24 protein-coding genes, 1 pseudogene, 1 riboswitch and 2 other annotated features are annotated in these 24,731 nt (G+C 30.9%); of the genes and pseudogenes, 24 read left to right on the forward strand and 1 reads right to left on the reverse strand.

Translation table 11 applies throughout. The features are described 5' to 3' along the window. The first annotated feature begins 101 nt into the window (after nt 1-101). Both ruvB and queA read left to right on the forward strand, forming a co-directional pair. Entirely contained in the window at nt 102-1,106 is a 1,005-nt protein-coding gene (gene ruvB / locus HF295_RS01585) for a Holliday junction branch migration DNA helicase RuvB (protein WP_312032097.1), read from the forward strand. After that, entirely contained in the window at nt 1,106-2,134 is a 1,029-nt protein-coding gene (queA, locus tag HF295_RS01590; RefSeq protein WP_312032098.1) for a tRNA preQ1(34) S-adenosylmethionine ribosyltransferase-isomerase QueA, read from the forward strand. Before ruvB ends, queA begins: the two co-directional genes overlap by 1 nt. 21 nt (nt 2,135-2,155) lie before the next feature. Here queA and HF295_RS01595 read toward each other — a convergent pair whose 3' ends face one another. Next, nucleotides 2,156-2,833, reverse strand: a complete 678-nt coding sequence (locus tag HF295_RS01595; protein WP_312032099.1) for a queuosine precursor transporter — start codon at nt 2,831-2,833, stop codon at nt 2,156-2,158. A 3-nt stretch (nt 2,834-2,836) separates the two neighbouring features. Continuing rightward, nucleotides 2,837-2,881: riboswitch (PreQ1 riboswitch) on the reverse strand. A gap of 99 nt (nt 2,882-2,980) precedes the next feature. Between HF295_RS01595 and pduL the strand changes: the two genes are divergently transcribed. From pduL to HF295_RS01700, 22 genes and pseudogenes are all read left to right on the forward strand, one after another. Then, complete coding sequence (pduL, locus tag HF295_RS01600; RefSeq protein ID WP_312032100.1) at nt 2,981-3,553, forward strand: phosphate propanoyltransferase; 573 nt, start codon at nt 2,981-2,983, stop codon at nt 3,551-3,553. Further along, entirely contained in the window at nt 3,550-4,671 is a 1,122-nt protein-coding gene (gene tgt, locus HF295_RS01605) for a tRNA guanosine(34) transglycosylase Tgt (RefSeq protein ID WP_376739677.1), read from the forward strand. Before pduL ends, tgt begins: the two co-directional genes overlap by 4 nt. Before the next feature lie 72 nt (nt 4,672-4,743). Further along, on the forward strand, nt 4,744-5,901 hold the full coding sequence (gene ftsZ / locus HF295_RS01610; RefSeq protein ID WP_312032102.1) for a cell division protein FtsZ: 1,158 nt from the start codon (nt 4,744-4,746) through the stop codon (nt 5,899-5,901). Nucleotides 5,902-6,033: 132 nt separating this feature from the next. Further along, complete coding sequence (gene mgtE, locus HF295_RS01615) at nt 6,034-7,428, forward strand: magnesium transporter (RefSeq protein WP_312032103.1); 1,395 nt, start codon at nt 6,034-6,036, stop codon at nt 7,426-7,428. 10 nt (nt 7,429-7,438) lie between these two features. Then, entirely contained in the window at nt 7,439-8,845 is a 1,407-nt protein-coding gene (mgtE, locus tag HF295_RS01620) for a magnesium transporter (protein WP_312032104.1), read from the forward strand. A gap of 13 nt (nt 8,846-8,858) precedes the next feature. Further along, the gene (locus HF295_RS01625) at nt 8,859-9,149 is read left to right on the forward strand and encodes a YhbY family RNA-binding protein (RefSeq protein ID WP_312032105.1); all 291 of its coding nucleotides are present in this window, start codon (nt 8,859-8,861) and stop codon (nt 9,147-9,149) included. Then, nucleotides 9,149-9,874, forward strand: coding sequence for a 5'/3'-nucleotidase SurE (surE, locus tag HF295_RS01630; protein ID WP_312032106.1), 726 nt, complete (start codon nt 9,149-9,151; stop codon nt 9,872-9,874). Before HF295_RS01625 ends, surE begins: the two co-directional genes overlap by 1 nt. Next, entirely contained in the window at nt 9,867-10,043 is a 177-nt protein-coding gene (locus HF295_RS01635) for a hypothetical protein (RefSeq protein ID WP_312032107.1), read from the forward strand. The genes surE and HF295_RS01635 overlap by 8 nt, the downstream gene beginning before the upstream one ends. A gap of 1 nt (nt 10,044) precedes the next feature. Then, the gene (locus HF295_RS01640) at nt 10,045-10,680 is read left to right on the forward strand and encodes a YggS family pyridoxal phosphate-dependent enzyme (protein ID WP_312032108.1); all 636 of its coding nucleotides are present in this window, start codon (nt 10,045-10,047) and stop codon (nt 10,678-10,680) included. Between the two features lie 2 nt (nt 10,681-10,682). Then, nucleotides 10,683-11,003, forward strand: coding sequence for a cell division protein SepF (sepF, locus tag HF295_RS01645; protein ID WP_312032109.1), 321 nt, complete (start codon nt 10,683-10,685; stop codon nt 11,001-11,003). After that, complete coding sequence (locus HF295_RS01650; RefSeq protein ID WP_312032110.1) at nt 11,003-11,254, forward strand: YggT family protein; 252 nt, start codon at nt 11,003-11,005, stop codon at nt 11,252-11,254. Before sepF ends, HF295_RS01650 begins: the two co-directional genes overlap by 1 nt. 43 nt (nt 11,255-11,297) lie before the next feature. Beyond that, nucleotides 11,298-11,491: a binding site (T-box leader), on the forward strand. Nucleotides 11,492-11,529: 38 nt separating this feature from the next. After that, the gene (gene ileS, locus HF295_RS01655; protein WP_312032111.1) at nt 11,530-14,268 is read left to right on the forward strand and encodes an isoleucine--tRNA ligase; all 2,739 of its coding nucleotides are present in this window, start codon (nt 11,530-11,532) and stop codon (nt 14,266-14,268) included. A gap of 97 nt (nt 14,269-14,365) precedes the next feature. Beyond that, nucleotides 14,366-15,022, forward strand: a complete 657-nt coding sequence (deoC, locus tag HF295_RS01660) for a deoxyribose-phosphate aldolase (RefSeq protein WP_312032112.1) — start codon at nt 14,366-14,368, stop codon at nt 15,020-15,022. Continuing rightward, on the forward strand, nt 15,022-15,597 hold the full coding sequence (locus tag HF295_RS01665; RefSeq protein WP_312032113.1) for a hypothetical protein: 576 nt from the start codon (nt 15,022-15,024) through the stop codon (nt 15,595-15,597). The genes deoC and HF295_RS01665 overlap by 1 nt, the downstream gene beginning before the upstream one ends. Before the next feature lie 2 nt (nt 15,598-15,599). Further along, entirely contained in the window at nt 15,600-16,307 is a 708-nt protein-coding gene (gene deoD, locus HF295_RS01670; RefSeq protein WP_312032114.1) for a purine-nucleoside phosphorylase, read from the forward strand. Nucleotides 16,308-16,341: 34 nt separating this feature from the next. Continuing rightward, entirely contained in the window at nt 16,342-17,619 is a 1,278-nt protein-coding gene (locus HF295_RS01675) for a M16 family metallopeptidase (protein ID WP_312032115.1), read from the forward strand. Then, on the forward strand, nt 17,612-18,874 hold the full coding sequence (locus HF295_RS01680) for a M16 family metallopeptidase (RefSeq protein WP_312032116.1): 1,263 nt from the start codon (nt 17,612-17,614) through the stop codon (nt 18,872-18,874). The genes HF295_RS01675 and HF295_RS01680 overlap by 8 nt, the downstream gene beginning before the upstream one ends. Nucleotides 18,875-18,910: 36 nt before the next feature. Then, complete coding sequence (gene yihA / locus HF295_RS01685) at nt 18,911-19,516, forward strand: ribosome biogenesis GTP-binding protein YihA/YsxC (RefSeq protein WP_312032117.1); 606 nt, start codon at nt 18,911-18,913, stop codon at nt 19,514-19,516. Then, a pseudogene (locus HF295_RS08700) lies at nt 19,497-19,979 on the forward strand (class I SAM-dependent DNA methyltransferase); the annotation flags it as partial. The gene yihA and the pseudogene HF295_RS08700, both read left to right, overlap by 20 nt. Nucleotides 19,980-20,165: 186 nt before the next feature. Further along, nucleotides 20,166-20,367, forward strand: a binding site (T-box leader). 29 nt (nt 20,368-20,396) lie between these two features. Continuing rightward, entirely contained in the window at nt 20,397-20,873 is a 477-nt protein-coding gene (locus tag HF295_RS01690; protein ID WP_312032118.1) for an NUDIX domain-containing protein, read from the forward strand. Then, entirely contained in the window at nt 20,866-23,433 is a 2,568-nt protein-coding gene (locus HF295_RS01695) for a valine--tRNA ligase (RefSeq protein WP_312032119.1), read from the forward strand. Before HF295_RS01690 ends, HF295_RS01695 begins: the two co-directional genes overlap by 8 nt. A 1-nt stretch (nt 23,434) precedes the next feature. After that, entirely contained in the window at nt 23,435-24,700 is a 1,266-nt protein-coding gene (locus HF295_RS01700; protein WP_312032120.1) for a bifunctional folylpolyglutamate synthase/dihydrofolate synthase, read from the forward strand. The last annotated feature ends 31 nt before the right edge of the window (nt 24,701-24,731 follow it).

The raw sequence follows: 24,731 nt of genomic DNA on the forward strand, positions 1-24,731 counted from the left end.
TATAGGTTCATTATAATATAATCATAGTTATTTATCAATAATTTAGGTGAATTTGGGATGTAATTTTTGTCTTAAATTGTTATAATAGTATTGAGGTGTATATGGACAAGAGAATAATTACAAGTGACCTACTGATTGATGAAGAAGTAGAAGGAACACTTAGACCCCAATATTTTAATGAGTATATAGGGCAAAAAGATGTTAAAGAAATGATTGAAATAGCAGTTAAAGCGGCAAAAAAAAGACATGAATCTTTGGATCATGTTCTTTTATATGGCCCTCCAGGGTTAGGTAAAACGACTTTGGCTCAAGTTATTGCTAATGAATTAGATGTAAATATGAAATTTGTGAGTGGACCTACCGTTGAAAGAACAGGAGATTTAGCTGCTATTTTAACCTCTTTGGAAGCTGGTGATGTTTTATTTATTGATGAGATTCATCGTTTACCTAAGATAGTTGAAGAAATTTTATATTCTTCTATGGAAGATTATGTCATTGATATTGTTGTTGGAAAAGATGCTGGTGCTAAATCAATAAGGGTAGATTTATCGCCATTTACACTGATTGGTGCAACGACTAGATTCGGTGATTTAACAGGTCCACTAAGAGATAGGTTTGGTATTATACATAAACTTGAGTTTTATTCTGATAAAGATTTAGAAACTATATGTAAAAGAACGGCAGGCATTTATCAGTGTGATACAGAAGATTTGGCTGTTATTGAACTTGCTAAAAGAAGCCGCGGTACTCCTCGGATAGTCAATCGTTTATTTAGAAGGGTTAGAGATTTTGCTGATATTTTAGGTGATGGTTATATAAGTTTAGATATTACAAAAAAGGCTTTAGATAAGCTTAGAATAGATGATATGGGCTTAGATAATAAGGACAGAGAGTACTTGATTGGAATTATTGAAAAATATCATGGTGGTCCTGTGGGTTTGGATACGATTGCAACATCTATTTCTGAAGATCCTACAACTTTAGAAGATGTTTATGAACCTTATTTAATTCAGCAAGGTTTTATAAGTCGTACTCCAAGAGGTCGGGTTGTGACTGAGAAGGCCTATAAACATCTAAAAAAATCATATCAAGGAGCTTTATTTTAATGAAAACATCAGATTTTGATTATCATTTACCTGAAGAATTAATTGCACAAACACCCTTAGAAAAGCGCAGTGAATCAAGACTTTTGCTGGTTAATCGTCATGATAAATCATTGATTCATGATCATTTTTCAAACATCATCGATTATTTGAAAGAAGATGATGTTTTAGTTTTGAATGATACTAGAGTCTTACCAGCAAGACTTCATGGAATAAAAACATCTACACAAGCTCATATTGAAGTCTTATTATTAAATCAATATGGGGAACATATGTGGGAAGCTTTAGTTAAGCCTGCTAGAAGAGTTAAACTTGGAACGAAAATTCAGTTTGGAAATGGAGAACTAAGACTTGAATGTATTGAAGTTCTTGATGAGGGTATTCGTCATTTTAAATTAATTTACGATGGTGATTTAGAAGTCATACTAGGTCAATTGGGCGAGATGCCATTGCCACCATATATACACGAAAAGTTAAATGATAAGGAAAGATATCAAACTGTATATTCAAAAGTTGTTGGCTCAGCTGCTGCACCAACTGCTGGCTTACATTTCACCAAAGACTTACTTGAAAAAATTAAAAATAAAGGAGTTCAAATTGAATACCTTACCTTGCATGTTGGTTTAGGAACCTTTAGACCTGTAAATGTCGAAGATGTTCTAAAACATAAGATGCATAGGGAATATTATCAGATTTCTAATAAAACGGCTCAAGTTTTAAATAAAGCTAAAAGTGAGTCTAGAAGAATTGTAGCTGTTGGTACGACTTCAGTGAGAACTTTAGAAACTGTATTCCATAAATATAATTCTTTTAAAGAAGATATAGGGTATACTGAAATTTTTATTTATCCTGGTTTTGAATACAAAGCCGTAGATGCTTTAATCACTAATTTTCATTTGCCTAAATCAACTTTATTAATGTTGGTATCTGCCTTTGCTAGTAAAGAAATTATTATGAATGCTTATGAACAAGCTATTCAACATAAGTATCGATTTTTCTCTTTTGGAGATTCAATGTTTATAAGCAATTAAAAAAACCACCTTTGGGTGGTTTTAGTTTTCAATAGGTTTAATCTTTTTAGCCAAATATATGACTGGTGTATCTAAAATTGCGACAATTAACTTGATAAAGTAAGTGGTGAAAATAAGAATTAAAATACTATTAAAGTCTTTATAATAAAAAGCGATTGGTACAAATATCACAGTATCAAGAAATTGGGATAAGATTGTTGATCCGTTGTTTCTTATCCATAGGTACTTGTTATCTGGAAGTTTATCTTTAATTTTTGAAAAGATATATACATCTACAAGTTGAGAGACAATAAAAGCTAACATACTTGCAATGAATACTATGGGAAGAAAACCAAAAATTTCTTTTAAGTATGGCATGGCCCAATCATTTTCATTTGCTTTAAATTGAATCGCAATTTGCATGATAATCACGGTTACAAACATAACTGAAAAGCCAATGAATACAGCTTTTTTTGCTTCCCTTTTACTGTATATTTCATTGAGTACATCAGTGGCTAAAAAGATAGTTCCATATAAGATGTTACCAAGACTCGCTTCAACTCCAAATAGATCAACAACAGTAAGAACTTGAATGTTAGCTAAAATGGTAGATAAGACGATCCATAGGAAGATTCCTAATCTTCCAAAAAATTTATAACTTAATAAGAAAAACCCAAAGTTAGTTAATGCAAAAAATATCCAAATAATTTCGTTTGGCATAATATCCTCCTAGTTTTTTTTCGCAGGATGGTTTCGAACTGCGTTATACGATATTTAATTATAACAAAACTTATTAAAATAGCAAGAATTGTTTGCTTAAAACCATAAAATTTAGTACAATATATTTGAATGAATGGAGGATATATTATGGAAAAAAAGATTTTAGTTGAAGTGTCTGCTAGACATTGTCATTTGTCTAAAGAACATTTAGATATATTGTTTGGTCAAGGTTATGAGTTAACTGTAAAGAAAGAATTATCTCAACCAGGTCAGTTTGCTGCTAACGAGAAAATTAAGGTTATTGGTCCAAAAAGAGAATTGGCTAATGTGTCAATTTTAGGACCAACAAGAAAAGAATCTCAAGTTGAAATCTCATTAACGGATGCAAGATCTATTGGGATTGATGCTCCAATTAGAGAATCAGGTGATATTAAAGATTCTGCAGGTTGTACTATAGTTGGACCTAAGGGGCAAGTTGAATTAAAGGAAGGTGTTATTGTTGCAAAAAGACATATTCACATTACTCCTGAAGATGCGATGAATTACGGTTTAAAAGATAAAGAAGTTGTCTCTGTAAAAATAGATACTGACCAACGCTCAACCATTTTGGGTGATGTGGTTATTAGAGTTAGAAATGACTTTTCTTCAGCCATGCATATTGATACTGACGAAGGTAATGCAGCTGGTGTTAGTGGAGTTCAATACGGGATTATTTTATAATGGCGATTAAATACGAGTTGATTCATGAAGATAAGTCAACCGGCGCTAGATATGGTGTTTTGCATACGCCTCACGGCCGTTTTGAAACACCTATTTTTATGCCTGTTGGTACTCAAGCAACAGTTAAGACTCTTGAACCAAGTGAAATCGAAGAAGTTAGTGATGGTTTAATTTTGGGAAATACTTATCATTTATGGTTACAACCTGGTGATGATATAGTTAAGGAACATGGTGGTATTAGAGGTTTTATGGCATGGGATCATGCTCTTTTAACTGATTCTGGAGGCTATCAAGTTTTTTCTTTATCTGAAATGCGCAAAATTGATGAAGAAGGAGTCACTTTTAGACATCATTTAAACGGATCTATTTTAAAAATGTCACCTGAAAAAAGTATAGAAGTACAAAATAATTTAGGTGCTGATATTATCATGTCTTTTGATGAGTGTCCACCTTTTCATGCAGATTATAAGTACCATAAGGAATCTTTAGATAGAACGTTAAGATGGGCACAAAGAGGTAAAAATGCCCATAAGAACCCTGAAAGTCAAGCTCTATTTGGTATTGTTCAAGGGGGTCCTTTTAAGGATTTAAGAAAATATTCTATCGATGAGTTAAAGAAAATTGACTTTCCTGGATATTCAATAGGTGGTTTATCTGTTGGAGAAACTAAAGAAGAAATGTATGAAGTTTTAGAGTTTTTAAAAGATCATATGCCTAAAGATAAACCTCGATATTTAATGGGTGTTGGTTCTCCAGATGATTTAATCATCGGCGTCATCAATGGTATAGATATGTTTGATTGCGTTCTTCCTACAAGAATAGCTAGACACGGCACAGCCATGACTAGTGTTGGAAAAGTTGTCATAAAAAATAAAACTTATGAAAGAGATTTATCTCCTTTAGATGAAAATTGTAAGTGTAAAGTTTGTACAACTTATACTAAAAGCTATATTCGTCACTTATTTAAGTCAAAAGAGTTTTTAGGACAGAGATTGGTGACTTATCATAACTTATATTTCTTAAAGAATTTAATGAAAGAAGTAAGACAAGCTATTCAAGAAGATAGATTGCTTTCTTTTAAAAATGAGTTTTTTGAAAAATATTATAAAAAGAAATGATTTTATTGAATAACTTGTTTATTTACTTATTAAATTGTGATAATATGTAATTGAGATTTTTTGGAGGTAGCCATGTTTAATATGGATGATAAGTTTAATCAAAAACCTAAAATTAAAGTTATTGGCGTTGGTGGTGGTGGCGGTTCTGCCGTTAATCGAATGATAGAAAATGAAGTCTTAGGTGTCGAATTTGTGGCAATGAATACAGATGCTCAAGTATTGAAGTTATCTAAAGCTGACGTTAGATTGCAGTTAGGTAAGAATTTAACTCGTGGATTAGGCGCTGGCGCAAATCCTGATGTTGGTCGACAAGCTGCAGAAGAATCTGAAGATGAAATTCGTGAGTTATTAGCTGAAACCGATATGGTCTTTATTACTGCTGGTATGGGTGGTGGTACTGGAACTGGGGCAGCACCAATCGTTGCTAGATTAGCAAGAGAAATGGGATGTTTAACTATAGGTATCGTGACTAAACCATTTGGTTTTGAAGGGAAAAGACGGATGTCTGTTGCCTTAGAAGGTTTAGAAGCCTTAAAACCTTATGTTGATACTTTGATTGTGATTCCTAATGACAAATTATTCTATGTTGTTGATAGAAATACTTCATATTTAGATGCCTTTAGAGAAGCTGATAAAGTCTTAAGACAAGGTGTTCAAGGTATTACAGAAATTATAGCTATACCTGGTGTTGTAAATGTTGACTTTGCTGACGTTAAAACTGTCATGAAAGATAAAGGTACTGCATTAATGGGTATTGGTGTGGCTGAAGGGCCTAATCGTGCCATTGAAGCAGCTAGAGAAGCTATTAGATCACCGCTTTTAGAGACATCAATTAATGGAGCGACAGATGCCATCGTTAATATTACATCAAATTTCCATGCATCTTTATATGAGATAGATGAAGTCATTGAAGAAATTCATAAGAGTTCAACGACAGATATTAATGTCATTTATGGTACGGCTATTAATTCTGATTTAGGTGATGAACTTGTCGTGACTGTCATAGCTACTGGTTTTAACGATGATCCTATATTTAATAAAGATAATAAAATTGATAAAAGAGAAAATAAGGTCGAAGAAGTTCAAGAAGATAGAGCTATAGTTTCTAAGAAAAAGCATAAGAAACATAAAAAGTCTAAAAAGGAAATCGAGAAAACCTTAAGTAAAGATGATGATGTTGAAGATGAAATCAATGTACCAAATTGGTTGAAAAACTCATTTAAGGATTAAATGAAATAAATAAATGTTTTTTAGATAAATTTTTAAAGATGTAAGCCATTCATGACTTACATCTTTTTACTTATTTAAATTGTATTTAAGGGCGTTTAATGTTAAAATTGAATAGATAAAGGAGGGGCTAAAATGGATGAAATTAAAGACAAATTATCTCAAGAAATTACTAAAATATTAGAAGATAACCATGATTTCAACCAAATCAGAGACTTACTTGAAGACTACCATCATTATGAAATTGCTAAAGTCATCATCGATTTAAATGATGACCTATTAAACAAAGTCTATGAATCCTTATCAATGATTTCTTTAACAGAGGTTTTTGAAGAATTATCTCCTGAAAATGCCTTTACCTTACTTGAAAAAATGAGTGTTACGAAAATTATCAATATCTTTGAGTTGATTGAAACAGATGATTTAGTCGATATTATTCAATCTATTGAAGATATTGATAAACAAGTCCTATATCTTTCTATGATTTCTACAGAAAAAAGAAAAATTATTAAATCATTATTGCATTTTGATGATGATATGGTGGGTTCTATCATGAACAATAATTTTGTTAGCTTGGAAGCCAACATGACTGTAAAAAAAGCCATAAAATCGGTTGTTGATCAAGCTCCCGATGTTGAATATATTCATAATATTTACATTGTTGATGAATATAAGCACTTAATGGGGACATTATCATTAAAAGAGTTGATTAATCAAGGACACGAAAAGAATACTTTGATTAAAGATATCATGTTAGAAAACTTAATAGTATTGTATCCGACCACTTCAATTGAAGAGGCTATTGAAATAATGAAAAACTATGACTTTCAATTATTACCAGTCGTTAATAGTGAGCGTTTGTTGATCGGTATTATCTCTTTCGATGATACTCTTGAGGCGATGAGTGAAGAATCATCTCAAGATTATGCTTCTTTGGCTGGTTTAACGGATGTAGAAATCGAAGAAGATGAAAAAGTTTTTTCATCCATTAAGAAGAGACTACCTTGGTTAATGATTTTATTATTTGTTAACTTAATTACTTCATCAATCATCACCGAATATGAAAAAGAATTACAAACTTTGACAACTTTAGCTATTTTTATGCCTTTGATTTTAAACATGGCAGGAAATTCATCAACCCAAGGTTTGGGAGTTATTATTAGACTTTTCGCAACCAATCAATTAAAACAAAAAGGGATGGTTTTAAGACATTTACTTAAGGAATTATTGACAGGGATAATCAATGGCCTTATTGTGGGTATTGGTTTATTTATCATGGTAATCTTATTTAACCTAATTCGGGGAATTCCCATGGATCAAGGTTTAAATTTCGCTTTAGTTATAGCCTTATCAATTCAACTAGCTTTGATTGTAGCCACTTTGGCTGGTTCATTGGTGCCTTTACTTATGAATTCAATAAAGATTGACCCAGCGACCGCTTCAGGCCCATTTATTACCACTATTAATGATATATTATCATTATTAATTTATTTTGGTTTAGCAACCGCATTAATATCAGGATTAAGTTGAGGAGGGCATGATGGAAGCAAAAATTGTTGATTATAAAATAGAAATTTTATCTATTATTGAAAACAATATTGATTATCCCAACATTATCGATTTATTAAATGAATATCATCCTTATGACATATCTAGAGCTTTTATAGAATTAGAAGATGATATTTTATTACAATTAATTAAATCTGTATCCGAGGAATTTTTAGCTGATATTTTTGAGTATTTAAATATTAATGAATTAAAAGATATTATAGATTTTTTTACTAGTCAACAATTGGCCATGATTTTTGGGGCTATGGATTTAGATCTAGCTGTTGACTTCATTCGTGATTTAGGTAAAAAGGGTATTGAAATCATCAATCATACTGAAGTTTCTAGACGTAAAAAAATGCTTGAAATGTTATCATATGATCCTGATGAAATTGGGTCATATTTGAATGAAAGTTTTTTATTGATTGATGTTACCTTGTCAATTAAACAAGCCATGAAGTATGTAACTGAATTTGCACATGACACAGACTATATCTCAATTGTATATATAGCTGATAAGGATGAATTGGTTGGTTATATAAAATTAAAAGATTTAATTTCAGCTAGGGCCAATGATAGTCTTGAGGAAGTTATGGAAACAAGATTTCCTAAGGTTTATCTTGATGATGATGTTGAATACGTCGCCAAAATCATGCAAGAAACTAGAGAATCATCTATCCCTATCATTGATGAAGATAATCATTTGTTAGGGGTTGTGACTCATGATGATTTATTGGATATTATAGCTGAAGCTGAAGAAGAAGATTATACTCGATTTGCTGGTTTATCAGATTATGACCCTGATTTAGACACTATATCTGTTATTAAGTCTGTGAAATCAAGATTGCCTTGGCTAAGCATATTATTGATATTATCTATGGTAACTTCTATGATTTTATCATTCTTTGATGCGAGATTATCTACAAGTGGATCTGGTATTATATTAGCCGCAAGAATGGCTGTGTTTTTACCTTTAATTCTTGATATGGCTGGTAATACTGGGACTCAAAGTTTGGCTGTTACCATTAGGTATTTATCAAAAAATGAAGATACAAACAACGATATTTTAAGAAGAATGATATTTAGGGAATTTAAAACAGGTATTATACAAGGACTTATTATTGGAATCATCGTCTTTGGTATGATATTATTTACTGCATACACACAAAATCAGAGTCTAGAACAAATGGATTATCTTTATGGTTTAGTGACTTCAGGTGCAATTTTTATTGCTTTATTGATTTCAACATCATTAGGTGGTATTATCCCTATGCTTATGTATCGTTTAAAGATTGATCCAGCTGTGGCTAGTGGGCCATTTATCACAACTGTATCAGATATCATCACCTTAAGTATTTATTACACAATTGGCATGAGTATTCTATTGCCCATGCTTTAAATAGGAGGAAACAATGGAACTAAAAGGAAAACAAAAAGCTGCTTTAAGACGTTTAGCAAATGAAAAAGATATCATGTTTCAAATTGGTCAAGCTGGTATTAGTGACCAAGTTGTTCAAAATGTGTTAACTAATTTAGAAAAACATGAAATAGGTAGAATTTCAGTGTTAAAAAACTGTCCAGATTCTATAGATGCCATCATTAAGAAATTAGAGGATCATCAGATTATGGTTGTCTATAAAATTGGTAGAGTCTTATTGCTTTATAAAGAAAATAAGAAGTTAAAGAATAGGATTAGACTTTAATGAAAATAGTATTAACCAACGATGATGGCTATAATGCAGAAGGTATTCAATATTTATATCATTTGCTTCAAAAATATGGTGATGTTTATTTGGTAGCTCCTCACCATCATATGTCTGGGGCTTCAGTATCAAGAGTTTTTTGGACAAAAGTGAAAGTCCATCAACATGAAGAAAAAATATTCTCTGTAGAAGGAACACCAGCAGATAGTGTTTCACTAGCCTTTCATGGATTGAATATTCGTCCTGATGTGGTGATATCAGGAGTAAACTCAGGCTTTAACCTTGGTGCAGATACTGTATACTCAGGAACTGTGGGAGCTTGTATGGAATCTTTAAAGTTTAAAATTCCAGCCATTGCTTTATCTGCAGACTATGATCATTTAGAACAAGCAAAAAAAGATATAGAATCTGTTTTAGATTTTATTTTTAAACATAATTTATTATCTAAAGATTATCTATTAAATGTTAATTTTGTTTCTAAAAAGTTTAAAAAATCTAAGGGTATTCAGTTAACAGATTTAGGTTTTAGAGATACTAGACATTATTATGTGGCTGAAGACGATCATTATGTAACAAAAAGATATTTTTTAAATGAAGTGTTTACAGAAGGAACTGATTTACATGCTGTAAATCATGGTTACATATCTATTACACCTTTAAAGTTTGCAAATCAAACACAAGAAGGTTTAAATGAATTGAGAAAAAAGGTGAGTCAACTTGATTAAAAACAAAGTGTTTGCACTGCTTTTATCATTAATCAATTTAATTCTTGTACTGATATTAATAACCTATGTTATAGATAATCCTTTGATAGAAATTATACTTGGAGTCTATGCTATTATTTTTGCTTCTATCGTGTCTTTTATGATTAGAAATAGAAGGAAGGGGTCCTAAGATGTTGAATTTAAATAAACTAAATTTGCTACTTTCACAGATGAGGGACCAAAAGTTAATTGCAGTAACTAAATACGTTGGTGATGATGAAATATTAGCCTTATTAGATGCTGGCGTTAATGATTTTGGAGAAAACAGGGTTAATGTTTTTTTAGAGAAATATTTGAGACACCAAGATAAGCATATTCATTGGCACTTCATCGGTCATTTACAATCAAAAAAAGTAAAGAAAGTCATTAATCAAATTGATTATTTACATTCATTAGATCGTTTGTCTTTAGCTGACGAAATCAATAAGCATCGTTTAGAGTCATTGAATTGTTTTATCGAGGTGAATATTTCAGGTGAAGAAAATAAATACGGATTAGATTTTAAAAATGTCCTTGATTTTTTCCAAAAAATGAAAGAATATGATAAAATTAATGTCATAGGACTCATGGGTATGGCAACACACACATCGGATGAAGTATTGATTAGACGTCAGTTTGATCAATTGGTCCAATTAAAAGCACAAATTAAGGAACAGTTTAATGAAACAATTGCCTTATCTATGGGGATGTCTAATGATTATTTAATCGCTATTGATATGGGTGCGGACTATTTGCGAATAGGTTCTTTATTGTATGAGGAGGATTAATAATGGGTTTATTTAGTAAGAAGAAGAAAATTATACCAACAGATGTTGAATTTGATGATATTACCTTTTTAAAGGTTAATGATAGTAAACAAATCTATCAGTATGCAGAGTTGATTATGCATAGAGAACCAATTGTCCTAAATTTTGATAACACTTTGATTTCAGAAGCTAATGAGGTTTTAATCTTCTTATCAGGGGTTTTGTATGCTTGTGATGGTGAAGTAGTAAAAATTAAAGATAAAATCTATCTTATGGCTCAAAAGAGCGATATATTAGGTCCAACATTGAAGAAGTTTATTGATAACTATAGAGAAGAAATCTAATGTATGATTTTTTAGTTATTGCTTACTATTTATTGACAATCTATTTTTATTTAATGTTGGCTTATATTATTTTATCTTGGACACCATTGGTTAATTCAAAATTTTATGAAATGCTTACTAGAATTGTTCATCCTTATTTGGGGATGTTTAGAGGTTGGTTAATACTAGGACAAATAGATTTTACTCCTATGTTTGGTTTAATTTTATTTCAATTTTTATTAAGATTTATTGCGCAGGCATTGACAGGTTAATCTTTTACTTGCAAATATCTTAAAATTTGTTATAATTTAGTAGATATATACGATGATTAGGACAAGGAAGGTTTTGCCTTTAGAGAGCTTGTGGTTGGTGAAATCAAGCATTAAGACCTTTTATCACCTATGAGTATGATTAATGAATTTAGTAGTTAATCACGTGACCAGCGTTAATGGATTTGAGTGCTAGTGTAAACTAGAATTAAGGTGGTACCGCGTGAAAACGTCCTTTGTTTAAGGATGTTTTTTTTGTTTTATTAGGAGGAGAAAAAATGGAAAAAAAAGATTTTAAGGATTCGTTATTAATACCAAAAACGGACTTCCCTATGAGAGGGAATTTAGGTAAAAAAGAACCTGTTATTCAAAGTGAATGGGAGAAGAAAGATTTATATAATCTTGTTTTAAATAAAAATAAAGATTATCCACAATTCTTTTTGCATGATGGACCTCCCTATGCAAATGGATCAATTCATGCAGGACATGCTTTAAATAAAATTTTAAAGGATTTCATTGTTCGTTATAAAAACATGAATGGTTTTAAAGCGCCTTATTTACCAGGTTGGGATACTCATGGTTTACCTATCGAGAATGCTTTAACCAAAAATAAAAAAGTCAATCGTAAAAAAATGAATCTTGCAGATTTTAGAAATTTATGTAAGGATTATGCTTTAGAGCAAATAGATATTCAAAGACAACAATTTAAAAGATTAGGTGTCCTAGGTGAATGGGAAAAACCATATGTTACTTTAGATAAAGATTATGAGGCTGCTCAATATAGGGTCTTTAATCAAATGGTTAAAAAAGGACTTATATATAAGGGTTTGAAACCAGTATACTGGTCACCATCTAGTGAAACAGCCTTAGCTGAAGCTGAAATTGAATATAAGGATGTTGTATCACCTTCAATCTATGTTTCAATGGAAGCTAAAGATACTAAAGATAAGCTTCCTAAACATACTCATTTTGTAGTTTGGACAACAACTCCTTGGACCATTCCTGCTAATTTAGCCATAGCTGTCGGGCCTGAAATTGAATATACTTTAATTAAGACTGATGGCAAACATTATTTAGTTGCCCGTGAAAGATTAGAAGCTTTACAAGATATATTGGACTGGCGTCAAGTCACCAAAGTACAAAATATTTTCGGTTGGGAATTAGAGCATATGACATATAAACATCCTTTATATGATCGTATCTCACCAGTTATTTTAGGTGATCATGTAACCACTGAAGATGGGACTGGTTTAGTCCATACTGCTCCAGGTCATGGTGAAGAAGACTTTATTGTTGGCCAAAAATATGACTTAGAAGTCTATTGTCCAGTTGATGAACAAGGATTAATGACTAAAGAAGCTGGCAAGAGATTTGCAGGTATGTATGTTGAAGATGCTAATGAAGAGATTATTAAAGCTTTGTTTGAAGAAAAATCATTACTAGGTAAATTTGATATTACCCATTCATATCCTCATGATTGGCGTACAAAACAACCTGTTATTTTCAGGGCTACGCCACAGTGGTTTGCTTCTATAGAAATTATTAAAGATGAAATTCTTAAAGAAATTCAAACTATTGAATGGTATCCTAGTTGGGGTAATGTTAGATTATCAAATATGATTAAAGATAGGGGATCTTGGTGCATATCAAGACAAAGAACCTGGGGGGTACCAATTCCTGCTTTCTATACTGAAAAAGGTACAGCAATTTTAGATCCTAAGGTTATTGATCACTTTGCTGATATCGTTGAAAAAGAAGGCTCAAATGCCTGGTATACAAAAGAAGTCAAAGACTTATTACCTCCAGGATACACACATCCTGATTCTCCAAACAACATATTTAGAAAAGAAACAGACATTATGGATGTTTGGTTTGATTCTGGGTCGTCTCATCATGGTGGTATGTTAGATAGGGGTTATGGATACCCTGCTGATATTTATATTGAAGGATCTGATCAATATCGAGGTTGGTTTAATTCTTCATTGATTACTGGGGTGGCGACAACTGGGAAAGCACCTTACAAAACTTTAGTTTCTCATGGTTTTGTCTTAGATGGTGAAGGAAAGAAGATGTCTAAATCTATGGGCAATGTTGTTGATCCTAATAAAATCGCTGATACTTTAGGATCTGATATCTTGAGATTATGGGTGTCTAGTGTTGATTATCAAGCTGATGTTAGACTATCAAATGATTTAATCAAACAAGTATCAGAATCTTATCGAAAGATAAGAAACACCATGAAATTCTTATTAGGAAATTTATTTGATTATAATGACTTAAAAGATCGTAGAGACTTTAAAGAATTAAATGATGTAGATCAATATGTTCTTTATCGAAATAATGAATTAATTAAAGAAGTTAAGGATGCCTATGATACTTATAGGTTTGACTTGGTATATAGAAAAATTACTAATTACGTGACTTTCTTATCTTCATTCTATTTGGATCCAGCTAAGGATGTTCTTTACATTGAAAAAGCTGATTCTATTGAGAGAAGAAATATTCAAACTGTTATTTTTAAAGTCTTGGATACGATGGTCCGTTTACTAACGCCAATTATTCCTCATACTTGTTCAGAAGTGTATGAGTATATTCCAAATATTGAACATTTAGAAGATGCTTACTTATTAGATATGCCTAAGGTAGAAGAACTAGATTTTGAACATATAGAATTAATGGAAGATTTCACTTATTTAAGAGAAGACGTTTTAAAGGCTTTAGAAAATGCTAGAAATGAAAAGATTATTGGTAAGAGTTTAAATGCACATTTGGTTCTTTATCCTAAATCTAGAACTAAGACATTACTTGAAAAACTTAATATTAATCTTGCTCAAGCTTTTATTGTATCTAAACTAGACATTCGTCATACTGGATTTGGAAAGCATAAAGGTAAAGATATATCTATGGACGTATTACCAGCTGAAGGTCATACATGTGATCGTTGTTGGCAAGTTGTTGATCAAGTCAATAAAGATGGTATTTGTCCGCGTTGTGAAAGTGTTGTAGAATCATTATAAGACTATGCCGAAGATTTTCTTCGGCATATTGCCTTGTTAAATTGACACTTACATTATATAATTGTATAATTTAATTAACTATTTAGGAGGAATTAAAATGGAAGTAAACAAATATATTGACCACACATATTTAAAAGCGTTTGGTACAAAGAATGAAATTAAAAATTTAATTGAAGAAGCAAAAGAATACCATTTCAAATCAGTTTGCATTAATCCTGTTCATGTGGCTTATGCTCATGAGCAATTAAGTGATTCTGATGTTTTAGTGTGTACAGTTATTGGCTTTCCTTTAGGAGCTAACACAATTGAAACGAAAATCTTTGAAACTTTAAATGCAGTTAAGAATGGCGCTGATGAAATTGATATGGTTATTAATATTGGTAAATTAAAAGAAAAAGATTATGACTATATTGAAAATGAAATTAATGAAGTTTGTCGTGCTGCAGGTGATAAACTTGTTAAGGTCATTGTTGAGATTTGTTATTTAGATAATGAAGAAATTAAGAAAGTAAGTGAAGTTGTTGGGAGAACACAAGCTGAATTTATAAAGACTTCTACAGGTTTTGGTACAGGTGGAGCAACACCTGAAGCAGTAAAAATCATGAAAGACCATGTCAACGGAAAAGAAGTTAAGGCAGCTGGAGGCGTTCGTTCTAAGGAAGATTTAGATGCTATGGTTGCTGCAGGAGCGACTAGAATTGGTGCTTCAAGCGGTGTTCAAATCATGAAAGGCTTACAGGGTTCCGATTACTAATGAATAAAATACAAGAAGAAATCTTTTTTCTAACTAAAAAATTAACAGGAACCATTAATTTAATAAGGATTTTTTTCTATACGATTATTTCCGCTGGTATTTTAATGATAGTCTTATCTATTTTTAACATGTTGTCATGGGAGATGGCATTAATTACTTTTGGTATTTCTTTACTCTATAGTTTATTAAGAGATGTCTCAATCACAAAGATTTCAAATAAACAAATGGTTAAATATTACCAACATGCTAGATCTAATCACGAAAATATGTCTTTATATATACCTTTACTAGAAAAAACCTATCAAGGTTATTTTCTAAAAAGAGCTGCATTAATCATTGATGATGGTCAATTATATCTTGAAGCCTTTAGGCAAAGAAAAAACGATAAACAAGGTCAAATATCTATACCTGTTAAATATGGTGATAGGTTTGTTATGGATCGTCAGACTATTGATAAGAATCATCAATCGATGACTATTGATTCAACGTTTTCAGGTCAGTATTACCGTTTTTCTATAGTTAATCATAAGAAAGCAATTGAGAATATGAATATTGCTAAAAAGGGAGGAAAATAATAATGTCAACACCACATATAAAAGCTGATAAGAATCAAATTGCAAAAACTGTTTTAATGCCTGGGGATCCTTTAAGGGCACAATATATAGCTGAAACTTTTTTAGAAAATGTAGAAAAGTTTAATGATGTACGGAACATGTATGGCTTTACTGGCTATTATAATGGCAAAAGAATTTCTGTGATGGGCTCTGGAATGGGGCAACCATCTATAGGTATCTATTCTTACGAATTATTCAAATTTTTTGATGTTGAAAATATTATTAGAATTGGATCTTGTGGAGCATATACTAAGGATTTGAATTTATACGATACCATACTTGCAAAAGATGCTTATTCTGAATCTTCATATGCCTTTGTTCAAGGTGGAGAAAAAAGAGATACTTTAGAGGCTTCTAAAGTTCTTAATGAAAAATTGAGCAAAATTGCTGAAAAATTAAGCATACCTTTACATGTTGGAACCATTCATTCTTCAGATGTTTTTTATAGAGAAAATGGAGAAGTTGCTTTAGAATTAGCTCAAAAGAGAAATTTACTTGGTGTTGAAATGGAATCATTTGCTTTGTTCCATAACGCCAATGTTACTGGTAAAAACGCTGCTTGTTTATTAACCGTCTCTGATTCTTTGGTTACCCATGAAGCAACAACCCCAGAAGAAAGACAATCTGCTTTTACAAATATGATGAAAATCGCTCTAGAAATGGCTGAATAAGAAGGATGGAAACATCCTTTTTTCCTAGGAGAATATGAAAATAAGTAAAAAGAATATTCAGGGCATTGATGTTGTATACATTCATGCCAGTAAATATAAGCATATGCTTATCGGCATATGTCTTAATTCAAAAATAAATCAAAATAACTATAATCAATTGAATATGTTGCCGAGTTTACTTGAAGAAAATAACCGAATTTATAAAACAACTGATCAATTAAATGTTGCGTTAGATTATTTATATGGCGCGACTTTTTTCACGTCTGTATTCCAAAGAGGTCATTTATTCTCTAATCAATTTTTCTTAAAACTTATTAATGAAAAATATGTAGAAAATGAAGAGGGCTTAATAGAATCAGCCTTTTCTTTAATGAAAAATATTATCTTCGATCCTAAGAAATATAAACATAAACTAACAAAAAAAGCTGTTGATGATAAGATTAAAGAGACTTATGAGGCTATGAATACCATCAAACAAGATAAAGCGACATTGGCTTATGTTAATTTTGTTAAGAAAATATCAGGTGACCTACCCCTTATTTTTCCGTTAGAAAGCCAATTGGGTCTGGTTGATCAAGATTCAATGACACAAGTCTATCAACAATTAATTCTTCAAGATCAGCTTAAAATTTATGTGATTGGTGATTTTCATGAATCAGTCTTTGATCAAGTGATTGGTCATGTCTTTAATGAATATGTACCGAGTCAAAAAAGAAATGATATTCAATTATCACTACCCTTTAATCATGATGGTTCTCTTATTGAATGGGTTGACTATGATGATGTTAGTATTTCAAGGGTCTATTTAGGTTATCATATTGAGGTTGAGAGGAACACCAAAGAAGCTGATACCATTGAGTTGTTATCAAGGATTATTGGTGGTGATTCACAATCTAAATTGTTTATGACTATTCGTGAGGAAATGCAATTGGTTTACATGATTTATTCATCTTATCTATATGAGATTAATACCTTGATGATTCATTTTGAAAGTGAAGCAAGGGATGAAAATGTGGCTATTGATAGGATTAAAGAAATCATTCTTAATGTATCTAATGGAGATATCTCAGAGGATGAAATTCAAAGGGCAAAACGTTCACAAATCAAATCATATCGATCAGTTTCAGATAGTTTGTATGGACTCTTAAAATTAAATATTAATGAAGATATTATGAAAAATTCAAGTTTTAATTTAGATGATAGAATTAAGGCTGTTGAATCGGTCACAAAAGAAGATATGATTAAACTTGCTCAAAAATTAAGTTTAAGTCATCTTTACAAATTTGTGAAGGAGGAACCAGCAAATGAATAAAAAGCGTCTATTAGTTGATGAGACTATGTATGTGGAGACTTTAGATAATGGTCTTAAAATTTATATGCATCCAAAACCTGATTTTGTTGATTACCATGTAAGTTTACAAGTCAATATGGGTGGTGAATCCATTGACTATGAATTTGGTTCAGATAAATTTGTGATTCCTTCTGGTATGGCTCATTTTTTAGAACATGTTATGTTTGAAAATCACGAATCGAATTTAAGTGATGTTTTTTCTGCTTACAATGCTGATGTAAATGCATCAACGTCTAGAGATTTAACTCGTTATTATTTCTCTGCTCAAGAAAACTTTGAACAAGTGTTAAGAATCTTTCTTGATCATTTTTCTTCATTTGATATATCTGAAAGAGTGATTGCTAAAGAAAGAGCCATCATATTAAAAGAAATTAAAATGTATGAGGATAACTTGTTTTATCAAGTTCATGATGATTTGATGAAACATATGTACCGTGACCCTAAAGTATGGGAAGACATTGCTGGAAGTAGTCAGTCAGTCAAAAAGATAAACAAAGAACTAATTGATCGTACAATTTCACATTTTTATCAAGCAAGAAACATGTATTTAGTTATTACTGGCCCCTTTGAACCCGAAGAAGTTAAAAAAATTATTCATCAGTCAAAAATTACTGAATTAGCCGATCAAGAATACTTGCCAGTATTAAATTATGATTTAAAAGGCTCTAAAAAAAGAAGTATATACAAAACCAATCAAAAACAAAGTGTAGAGTATCTTGCTTTAGGTTTGAAAATCGATTTGTCCCTATTTAATCATTTGGAAACCAGTCAAAAAAGATTAGCGATTATCATGTTTTTTGAACATTTCTTTAATGAAAGTTCTAAGAATTATCAAATACTGAAGAAAGAAAAATTAATTAATTATTCTTACTATCAAACCACATCTATTATGGATCAATATGCTTACTTTTTTGTTTCTTCAGAATCTAAATATCCTAGTAAGTTAAAAGATAGACTTATAGAGATGTTGATGAAACTTGAGATGATTGACGAAAGATTATTTACTGCTTCAAAGCGAGCAAGAATAGGGCATTATATTGGGTACTTTGACTCAGCTAAATCTATAATGTCAGCTATTATTGACTTTACCAAAAAATCAATTGATTTTGAGAACTATATTAATAATGTCAGCCATATTTCTGTAAAAGATTTAGAAATAAATAAATCGTATATTAAAAAAGAAAATATATATACTGTTATTTACGCAAAAAAATAGACTGATTTTATGATATAATAGTTTTGGAGTGATGATATGAAAATTACATCGAGTGAATTTATAATTTCAGCTGTTGACAAAGATCAATATCCTAAAGACAATTTGCCTCAAATTGTTTTTTCGGGTCGTTCCAATGTTGGAAAATCTTCTTTTATCAACTCTTTATTAAATATTAAGAATTTTGCTAGAGTATCACAAACACCAGGTAAAACAAGATTAATTAATTTTTTCTTGATTAATAAGTCTTTTTATTTAGTGGATATACCTGGCTATGGGTATGCTAAAGTCTCTCAAGCTCAAATGGTACATTTTGCGACCATGATTGATGAGTATTTAAAGTCTAAGCAAGCCTCTTTAGCAGTTTTATTACTAGATATTAGAAGAATGCCAAATGAAGATGATTTATTAATGTATAATTTCTTTAAGTCTTTTGGTTATGATGTCTTAATGATTTTAACAAAAGCTGATAAGTTATCTAACAATCAAATCAATAAACAAAAGAAAATCATTAGGGATACTATCCAGCCTAGAGATAATGACCAAATGATTGAATATTCAATACAAAGTAAAGTTAACCATGATCTTATTTGGGATATTATAGAGTCTTATATAGGTGATTTAAATGTTAGTCAATTACGATGATATTGCATGTAAATATGATGATTTAATTGAACAAGATATCAAAAAAGCTAGTTTTCCATATGCTGGATATCACCATATACAAGATTTAATTTCAGATGATTTATTGAGTCAAAAGAAGAAATCAAAAGTGTTGGATATTGGGTGTGGAACTGGTAAATTGTATGAAAAAATAAATCCTAACTCATTTCACTTAACAGGCATAGATGCTTCAATAAAGATGTTGAATGAAGCTAAATGTAAATATCCTAAAGCTTCTTTTATTCATTATGATATCTTGAGAGGATTACCTAAGAGTCTCTATGGTCATAAATATGACTATATTATAGTTAATTATGTTTTTATGCACTATCCTTTTGCCACAACCATTGATTTAATTCATGTCTTATTGAATTATTTAGATAAGGGTGGGAAAATTATTATTGCTGGATTACAATTTATTAACCCTTCTAGCAAACAAGAGTTTTTTATTAATCATCAAGATTATAAGGATTTAAACTTATATTTTCATATATACAGTCGTTATGTAAATCAGGTTAGCCAACAATTGGCTTTAAGTTTTTTTGAAATTAATGATTACACAGGAATGATGATTATTGAAAATATCAATGATTTTACTTTACATTTAGAAGATCCTTTGGTAAAATACAAATCAAATACAGTGAAGTGGAGGAGTACTCACCCACAAAGATGTAGAGAGTAAACGGTTGGTGAAAGTTTATGTTTGTTGTGAGGAAGGTAGCCATGGAGTATTTCAGATGAAATAAGTAGTCTGAAACGTATATCTGCGTTAAAGATTTGAGTGCTAGTTTTCTAGAACTAAGGTGGTACCACGGTGATTAATCGTCCTTTATTTAGGACGATTTTTTTTTGGAGGTCAAGAATGTCATATATTAAAGATATTAGAGATAAAGTTTCTGATGATTGGTTGATTCTAAATGCTTCAGCTGTAGTTATTGTTAATGATAAAAATCAAATATTACTACAAAAAAGAGCCGATAATGGCTTATGGGGGTTACCTGGCGGTCTACTGGAATTAGAAGATAGTATCTCTCAGTGTGCCATAAGGGAAGTGAAGGAAGAAACTAATTTAGATATAGAACTCAGTCGATTTATTGGGGTTTTTAATAATCCATTTATGAGATGGAGACAAAGAGACTGTGCTAGAGTCATATCCTATGCTTTTTTAGGGAAAGTAATAGGTTCAAGTTTAAAGGTAAATGACCATGAGTCATTGGAATTAAGGTACTTTAATTATTATGATTTACCAATAATTCATTCAATAGATACATTAGAGATTATTCAAGCTTATTATCACAATCAATTTGGTTATATAGAAGGAGAATTATATCATGGATAAACTATACAATCCGAAACAAGTAGAAAAAGGTAAATATGATTTTTGGCTTAAAAATAAGCTTTTTTCTTCAGGAGATTTATCAAAGAAGCCATTTACAATTGTTATTCCACCACCAAATGTTACAGGTAAACTACATATTGGTCATACTTGGGACAATACCTTACAAGACTTAATCATTCGATTAAAAAGAATGCAAGGTTATGATGCTTTATATTTGCCTGGTATGGATCATGCTGGAATTGCAACCCAAGCTAAAGTCGATCAAAAATTAAGAGAACAGGGTATTAATCGCTATGAACTTGGAAGAGAAAAATATTTGGAGCATGCTTGGAAATGGAAAGAAGAATATTCTGAATATATTCGTGAACAATGGAAGACGATGGGCCTATCTTTAGATTATTCTAAAGAGCGTTTTACTTTGGATGAAGGCTTATCTAAAGCAGTCAATAAGGTTTTTATTGACTTATACAATAAAGGTTTAATTTACCAAGGTGAAAGAATCATTCATTGGGACGTTGAAGCAAAAACAGCTTTATCAAATATAGAAATCGATCATAAAGAAGTTGAGGGGGCCTTATATTATATTAAATATAAGCTTGTAGATAGTGATGACCATCTTGTTATCGCGACCACAAGACCTGAGACTATGTTTGGAGATAGCGCTTTGATGGTGCATCCTGAAGATGAAAGATTTTTAAATTTACATGGTAAAGAAGTCTTTATACCAACAACCCAAAGAAAAATTAAGATAATTACAGATGATTATGTTGATAAAGATTTTGGTACAGGGATCGTTAAGGTTACACCTGCTCACGATCCTAATGACTTTGAGGTTGGTAGAAGACATGATTTAGAGATGCCTTTATGTATGAATGAGGATGGTACAATGAACCATTTAGCTCATAAATATGAAGGGATGCATCGTTTTGAATGTCGAAAAGTATTAGTTAGTGATATGCAAGAAGCTAATTTAATCGATAAAATAGAGAAAATCATCCATAATGTTGGACATTCAGAACGAACAAATGTCATAGTTGAGCCTAGATTATCAAAACAATGGTTTGTAAAAATGGATGTATTAGCTAAACAAGCCTTAGATAAGTCAATTGTTGAATTTATACCTGAACGCTTTAAAAAAATCTTTGTTAATTGGATGGAAGGCATTGAAGATTGGTGTATTTCTAGACAATTATGGTGGGGACATAGAATACCTGTTTGGTATAAAAATGATGAAATATATGTAGGTGAACAAGGACCTAAAGAAGCTGGTTGGAAACAAGATGAAGATGTTTTAGATACTTGGTTTTCATCAGCTTTATGGCCTTTTTCAACCTTAGGTTGGCCAAATGAAACAGATGACCTTAAAAGATATTATCCAAATGATTTAATGGTTACTGGACACGATATTATCTTTTTCTGGGTATCAAGAATGATTTTCCAGGCCATTGAATTTACTGGTGAAAGTCCATTTAAACAATGCTTAATGCATGGATTAATACGTGATGACCAAGGTAGAAAGATGTCTAAATCATTAGATAATGGGGTTGATCCTATTGATGTTGTTAATCAATATGGAATCGATGCTTTAAGATATTTTATTACAACAAACTCGGCTCCAGGACTTGATTTAAGATATGAAGAAGAAAAAGTAGAGTCATCATGGAATTTCATTAATAAATTATGGAATATTAGCCGTTATGTAATCATGAATACACAGGATTTGGAAGATGAAAGCTTAGAGATTAATGCCTTTGAGTTAAACTTTGCAGACCAATGGATTTTAACTAAATTAAATACTATGATTCAGTCTACACAAGGCTTTTTCGATCGCTATGAATTTAATGAAGCTGCTCGTTTAATTTATAATTTCACTTGGAACGATTTTGCTTCATGGTATATAGAAATGGCAAAAATATCGGATGATTTATCAACTAAAAAAGTACTCATCTATGTCTTAGATAAGATTATTAAATTGTTACATCCATTTATGCCATTTGTTACAGAAGAGATTTACCAACAATTACCTCAACATGGTTTATCAATTATGATTGCTAAGTGGCCAGAACCAACAGATTTACATTATGAAGATACAATGTCAAAAGAATGGTTCTTTGAGTTAATTAAAAGAGTTAGAAATGTTCGTAATGAATACCATGTATCATGGTCAAAACCTATTGATTTAATGATTAAAACTTCAAAAGAGAATGAAAAATTCATTTCAGAAAATCGTCATTATATTAATAAGTTCTTAAATCCTAGTTCTATCTTAATTAATCAAGAAAATAATGAACTTGATCAAAGTGTAGCAATCATATTAGCGGATATACAAGTTCATATACCACTTGGTTCCTTAGTTAATATCGAAGAAGAGATCACTAGAATAGAAAATGAAATTAAGGCTTTAGCTGGAGAAATTAAACGTTGTCAAGGCATGTTGAATAATAGTAATTTTATGAATAAAGCACCTCAATCAAAAATTGATGAGGAAAAAGAGAAATTATCATCTTATCAAGAACAATATTCTGAAGCTAAAAAAAGATTAGCGGAGTTAAGTGATTAAAATGTTTACTAGCAAAGAGCAAGCTCAAAATTGGATAGAAAACATTAAAAGATTTGGGTCTCGTCTTGACTTATCAAGAATTAGTAAAGCCTTAGAAATCTTAGGCAATCCTCACAAAGAGTTTAAATCAATTCACGTTGCAGGAACTAATGGTAAAGGATCAACGACTAATTATATTAAGAATATATTAGTAGAATCTGGATTTAAAGTGGGTTTGTACACTTCTCCTTATGTGGTTGATTTTAATGAACGCATTAAAATCAATCATCATAACATATCTGATGAGTCTTTAGTCTATTACACAAATATATTACATGACGTTTCTAATAAGCTTATTGAAGAAGACGAAGAAAATATTATTACTTTTTTTGAAGTATTAACGGTAATTTCTTTTCTATATTTTCGGGATGAGAAAGTTGATTTTGCAGTCATAGAAGTTGGTTTAGGCGGTCTATTAGATGCGACAAATGTAATCATTCCTGAAGTTTCAGTGATTACTAATGTTAGCTATGATCACATGAAACAACTAGGGAATTCTTTGGAGTCAATAGCTTTAAATAAACTTGGCATTGTTAAGGAAAATGTACCTTTAATCACTGCCATTGAAGATATGCATTTGTTTCCTTTAATCTATGAAGTCGCTGCAAGTAAGAATGCTAGAGTCAAGATTATTAACCATGATTTAGTGACTGATAAAGTCATCGGTGAAGAAACCACCTTTAAATATCAGGAAGAAACTTATGTTTTAGGTCTACCAGGTTATCATCAAATTAAAAATGCCTGTTTAGCTATTGAGACTATTCGTTTATTACGTTTACATTTAAACTTAGATATAAGTGAAAAAGATATTAAAGTTGGTTTAAAATCAACCAAATGGCCAGGAAGATTTGAAATTTTTGACCATAGGATTGTCATTGATGGTGCACATAACATAGGTGGTATTCAAGCATTAAAAAAATCGATGAGAGCTATTTTTAAAGATAAAAACATCTTATGTTTATTCTCTGTTATGAAAGATAAACAACATAAACAAATGATTGAAGAACTGGATAATTTTTGTGATGAACTCTACTTCACTGAGTTTGATTACCAACGTAGGGCAGATGCAGAAGATTTATTCTTTGAGTCCACATCTTATAAAAAATCATATCATCATGATTATAAAGAAATTTTTTATCAGCTTAAGTCTAATTTAAAGGCTAATGATGTACTATTGGTTACTGGTTCCTTGTACTTTATATCAGAAATTAGAAAATTGTTAGTATAATAAAGAAAAAAACATCACCTTAAGTATTATT

Origin of the sequence: Hujiaoplasma nucleasis (assembly GCF_013745115.1) — a bacterium.
Taxonomy (GTDB): domain Bacteria; phylum Bacillota_I; class Bacilli_A; order Izemoplasmatales; family Hujiaoplasmataceae; genus Hujiaoplasma; species Hujiaoplasma nucleasis.